This window comes from Lacinutrix sp., assembly GCF_023299985.1.
In the GTDB taxonomy this organism is placed as follows: Bacteria; Bacteroidota; Bacteroidia; order Flavobacteriales; family Flavobacteriaceae; genus Lacinutrix.
Genome location: NZ_JALZVX010000106.1, coordinates 1 through 5,244, shown reverse-complemented (window position 1 = coordinate 5,244; position 5,244 = coordinate 1). Strand labels below are relative to the sequence as shown.

5 protein-coding genes are annotated in these 5,244 nt (G+C 30.8%); all 5 read right to left on the bottom strand.

All coding sequences use genetic code 11. The annotated features are described in order from the left end of the window. Window positions 1-686: 686 nt before the first annotated feature. Entirely contained in the window at window positions 687-1,793 is a 1,107-nt protein-coding gene (locus tag Q0C58_RS05255; RefSeq protein ID WP_290698429.1) for a hypothetical protein, read from the bottom strand. A gap of 146 nt (window positions 1,794-1,939) precedes the next feature. After that, complete coding sequence (locus tag Q0C58_RS05250; protein ID WP_290698426.1) at window positions 1,940-2,470, bottom strand: CIA30 family protein; 531 nt, start codon at window positions 2,468-2,470, stop codon at window positions 1,940-1,942. A 162-nt stretch (window positions 2,471-2,632) separates the two neighbouring features. Further along, a complete protein-coding gene (locus tag Q0C58_RS05245; RefSeq protein WP_290698433.1) occupies window positions 2,633-3,214 on the bottom strand; it encodes a tRNA-(ms[2]io[6]A)-hydroxylase in 582 nt (193 codons plus the stop codon). Between the two features lie 350 nt (window positions 3,215-3,564). Then, window positions 3,565-4,002 (bottom strand): hypothetical protein, encoded by a 438-nt coding sequence (locus Q0C58_RS05240; RefSeq protein WP_290698423.1) that lies wholly within the window; start codon window positions 4,000-4,002, stop codon window positions 3,565-3,567. Between the two features lie 394 nt (window positions 4,003-4,396). Continuing rightward, window positions 4,397-5,107, bottom strand: a complete 711-nt coding sequence (locus tag Q0C58_RS05235; protein ID WP_290698431.1) for an FAD-dependent oxidoreductase — start codon at window positions 5,105-5,107, stop codon at window positions 4,397-4,399. Window positions 5,108-5,244 lie beyond the last annotated feature (137 nt).

Sequence of the window (5,244 nt, the reverse complement as noted above, 5' to 3'; positions counted from 1 at the left end):
GTTAGGATTTAAAAATCAAAAACCAACATCCATAAAGCCTAATAATTATACTAGTTGGAAAAATGTAGAAGGTATATCATTGATTAATTGTTTTAAAAACCACATTTTTATTAAGCTAAATGATAGGCGAAAATCAGAGTAATTACTGTATTTAATAAACTAACGCAACAAACGTTGCTGTTTTTTTTAGTTAATCTAAGCTACAATTTTAAATTCAAAACCCATTGTTTCTTTTGATCTAAGGTACTGTATTTTTTCATCCAGTACTGAATAGTTGCTCAAAAATAGCGTATTTTTTGCCAGCATAATTGACAGACATCCATCCATTGTAAATTTGGTCCAATGATGAATAATTAGAGCTCGAAACTAACTTTATTGTAGTTCTTTTTTCGGCAGAGTTGATATGTCCTTGCGTTCATAGTGTAACTAAAGGTGTTTAATTTTTAGTCAACCTATTTCAGGAATTTACATTAAACCACATTATTACTAACGTTAAGTATAAGAAATCGTAGGGCAGGTGATAAGCACTTTCGTTTCGGTTTATTACTTAGCTAAATATAAATATTTTGATTTTATCTTTTCTTCTGTAAACGCTAAATTTTATATTTAGCGGACTTTGTAAATAAACACAGAACTTTCGGTTAAGCCACAAATGCCCTATGTTTTTTATACACTGTTGTAGGTAGTTATTTTTCGTCATTATCTTCTTCAAACGAATATCTTTCAATAAGTTTTATTTTATCCTCTTCCGGAAGTTCTTTCAATATCTTTCTATTATTGATTGAAGTATAATTCATTTCTTTAGAGTCTTCAATAATTTCAGTATCATTTTCGGGAACGGCTAATAATTTTATATCATTACCTTTTACAATATGTTCAGAAATAGTTTTCGCAACATCTTTAATTTTTGCTTTAAGAGCTGTTTTTTCTATTTTTCCGTCATTTTCTAGTGCACTTTTATGCTGTTCTGAAATCTTTTCTTCAAGAGTTTTGTATATATTTTCGAGCATTTCTTTTTCTCTTTGCTCTTCTTGTTTAATTAAGGTTTTATTTCCAAAATAAGTAGCAATAATATCTTTTGCTGTACTCTTGTATAGTAAATACCCTCCAAAAACTTTAAAACCGTATTTTACTAATTCCACCAAGTCAACTGCTATATCAAAGTCTAAGTTTACAATTACATCAATGGAACCATTTTGGACTTCTACAATTTCAATTTCTTCAGGTGTGTTACTCGTTAATAATTGATGATAAATTAAAAGTGTTCTATTCCATTTGTTTAAAGTTTTAGAAAACTCTTTTAAACTAGTGGTTGTCTTTAAATCTTTAAAAATTATTGATATGACAGCATATTCGTCTGAATTTATTAATTCTTGTTCAGATTTTGTATAATCTTGAAATACAATTTTTAGTCTTTCAATTTCTGTTTGGTTTGTGGTAATCTGGGTGTTTAAAGTACTTAAAAAACTATTTAATTGACTGAAATATTGAGTGACAGGTAATTCTCTATTTTCAATAATTTCAGTTATTTTTCCCAAATGATTTTCTTCCGTAAATGGTCTTTCGTTTTCAGTTGGTAGCAATAATTTTAATGATTCAGGTAAGTCAGATTCGTAAATTTTAGTTAGACTATTCTGTATTTTATTTGCTATATCTTGGAAAAGTTGAAGGTTTTGTCTATTCTGTTGTGGTGTGATGCTACTTTTATACCCTTCAACATCTCTTTTAAATCCACTTTCAATAATGTACTCCTGGAATATTCTTATTTTTTCAATTAATGTTTGTATGTTCATTCGTTATTTTTTCTAATTACCTACAACGTGTTACCTGATATGAAATCGTTTCAATGTTTTATATCAGAAGTTAAACGAAGTTAGTAGTTAAAAATTAGAATCCATATACTTTAGAATACCTACTTATACAGTTTTATTAACAGTTTCTATTCCAAAACAATAGCATCAATTAACAACTCAAAGCTTTCCGCTTTTTTGTTCCCAATTAAAAAGGCTAACTCTTCAATAGTCGTTTTGTCAAAATTTGGATAGTCTAGAGTTCTTCCTCTAAAAGCAGGATAAAGATCTTTTAAATTAATGGTAATAGTTTCCCATTTTCCAGAAGTTTTAAAAGTGGTAATGTAAGAGTAGCGTTCGTTTTTATTGGCTTTTATTCTAAACTGGTAGTTTTTACCATCGCCTTTTAGTTTAATACAAACTTTAGTGTTTTTTTTAAGTGCAATAGTTTCAGTATTGTAACGCAAAGAAGAAAAACCACCATTGTTCTCTAGTGACACTTTACCCTTAAAAACACCATGACCATCTTTATTTAAAGCAAAGTTTCCGTTAGAGCGTCCACCCATAACTACGTCGTCCACAATGCGCCAATTAGAAATATTAGCGTCTGTTGTAAAATTAAAAATAGGAGTAGTGCTCATGGTTGTAATAAATAATAAAATGAATGCTAATGGTTTCATAGCGTAGCTTTTTTATCAAATTTACAATTTATCGTATGGTGCTGTTCAAAAGAAAACGTTAAACCTAGTGCTTTGTCATTCTTGCGAATACAGGAATCCATTTAGCTTTTAGAGTCACTGTGTATTCCTGCTTTCGCAGGAATGACAAATACTATTTGTTAATTAACCATGAATAGTTTCACTCTTACCATAACTTTTTATCAATACGCCTTCGAATTCTACAAGTTCTTGCCAGCGTTTATCTACGTCAATACCTTTTCCGTATTGTCTAGCAAAGGTTATAAAAGTGGTGTAGTGTCCAGCTTCGCTAATCATTAAGTCGTGATAGAATTTAGAGAGTTCTTTATCGTTTATACGTTGTGATAAAAGCTTAAAACGTTCGCAGCTTCTAGCTTCTATCATTGCAGAGAATAATAAACGATCTACAAAACTTTGTTGTCTGCTTCCACCTTTGTTCATAAACTTATACAATTGATTAACGTAATGGTCTTTACGTTCACGACCTAGTGTATAACCACGTTTTTTAATGATATCGTGTACCATTTGAAAGTGCTCTAATTCTTCTTGAGCTAGTTTTATTAACTCTGTAACTAGTTCTTCATGCTCACTATTATTGGTAATAATAGTAATAGCATTTGTTGCTGCTTTTTGCTCACACCAAGCATGGTCTGTTAATATTTCTTCAATATTACTTTCTACAATGGTTACCCAACGTGGATCGGTTTCTAGTTTTAGGTGAAGCATGCTCATAGTTTGCTGTTTTTTGTAAAGATAATTATAATAGCAATTATAAAGCACTGTCACTTCGAGTGAAATTCTTTTTTTAAGAATTTTGTATCGAGAAGCTATTAGAGCTTTAGAGAGTTCTCGATACAATGCTCCTTAGGTCGCATCATTTGAACTGACGGATTTAGCACTGTTTCTTCAAGCGACATTTTTTTTAAGAATTTTATATCGAGAAGCTACAAACCATTAAGGCTTCTCGATACCATTTTTAATGTCTCAAAATATAGAAATATAAGGTCGATTTTATGGTATAAAAAAAGTGATTGCATTATTTTGCAATCACTTTTTAATTTTAATATAAGATTGGCCTAAAATAAACCTTTAACTTTACCAAGTAAGTCTCCTGTGTCTCCACCTATTAAACCTGCTATTTTAGAGATATCGAATCCACTATCTTCTGCATTACTAGATAAAAACTTTTCTTTTATACTGTCAAGAACATCTGGAGCAATATTACTAGCTTCAGTTTGTGCTTCTGCTGCATTCATTCCATTATTTTGTAGTGCTCCAGTTAGTTTACCAACTAAACCTTGAAACATACCATTGTCTTGAGTTGCAGTTCCATCGTTAGAAAATAAACTTGTAATAGTGCTTAAGTCTCCAGATTTTACTTGATCAACAAGACTGCTAATTAAATCAGAAGAACCTTGTTCTGCAGCAGCTTGAGTAGCTTCAGCTCCAAGAGCGTTTGGAAGCATTTTTTCTTTAAGTTTGTCTAAGGCTAAGTCTTTTAATAGGTCGAACATAATTTTTATTTGTTTTTTTAATTATTAATTAATCCTAAGTTATAACAATTATTAAAAAAACTGAGGTTAGTATTATGATAATCTATTTTTATCGATAAAAATCACTTTATGTCGTTTAAAAGTGTTTTTATGTTTGTAAAAATAATCTGTATAACTAGTATTGTAGCTTCTAACGACATTCGTTTTAAGGATTCTGTGTTGTGAAGCTATTAAAGTTTTCGAGAGTTCTCGATAGAATACTCCTTATGTTCGCATCACTCGAACTGACGTAATTAGAGCCGTAACTTAGAGCGACATTATTTTTTTAGAATTTTGTATCGAGAAGCTTTTGAACTTTGAGGCTTCTCGAAACAATTTTTTGTGCCTAAAAATCAATCGAAGTGACAAAAGTTAGCTATTTGTTATAGATATGTTTCAGTTTCTCAAAAACAAATTGAGCACTAGTAATTGCGCCTTCCATTTTACCAGAAAATATAGCACTCGTTTCTGCTCCAGTAATAAATAGTCTATTGTTTAAATAGGTTTCTTTAAACAATGGATGTCCATTATTGGTTTGTGGCATTAAAAATTTGTCGCTAGCTGAAGTTGTGTGCTTTTCGCTTCTCCATGCGCATTCTTCATAACTGTTGTAATCGAGCGCTTGATCTCCATAATAGATTTGTAATTGCTTGATTATATAGGTTTTTCGTTCGGCTTTAGTGTTGTCACTATAGTTAGTGCTTATAAATCCTCCTAAAGCATGTAAGTTATTATAACTATTAGAATGGTCATAAAATTCTTGAATAGGTCCAGCGCTACTGTAAATAGTGCCACTGGTTTTATTGCGTTGCCAAAATGCATTTTTATAAGTAATACCAACGCGAATAGAATCTTGCATCCAAGTATGCGTATTCAACATAAGTTGCTTCATGTCTTCAGGTAATGCAGGTTCAGTGCTTATCGTTTTTGCAAATAATAGAGGAGGCAAAGTATATATAATATGTTTGCATTGGTACTTTCTAATTGTAGCCTCAACTTTTAATCCATCACTATCTATTTTTATAGATTGAATACTTTGGTTACAATCTATGTTGTGTTTTGGAAGCTTTTTAGCTAAAGCTTTAATTATGGTAAACGTACCATTTTAATACGATAACTTGAAGCACTGTTTTCTGGTAGCTTAACCAATTGTGCGGCTTGCGTTTTATTAGGTTGGTGTATAGCAGTACTTCCATAATATTGCTTAAAAATAGGAAGGTCTAA

Coding starts and splice junctions, on each gene's coding strand:
- Q0C58_RS05255 (WP_290698429.1), bottom strand. CDS start 1,793: ATGAACATACAAACATTAATTGAAAAAATAAGAATATTCCAGGAGTAC.
- Q0C58_RS05250 (WP_290698426.1), bottom strand. CDS start 2,470: ATGAAACCATTAGCATTCATTTTATTATTTATTACAACCATGAGCACT.
- Q0C58_RS05245 (WP_290698433.1), bottom strand. CDS start 3,214: ATGCTTCACCTAAAACTAGAAACCGATCCACGTTGGGTAACCATTGTA.
- Q0C58_RS05240 (WP_290698423.1), bottom strand. CDS start 4,002: ATGTTCGACCTATTAAAAGACTTAGCCTTAGACAAACTTAAAGAAAAA.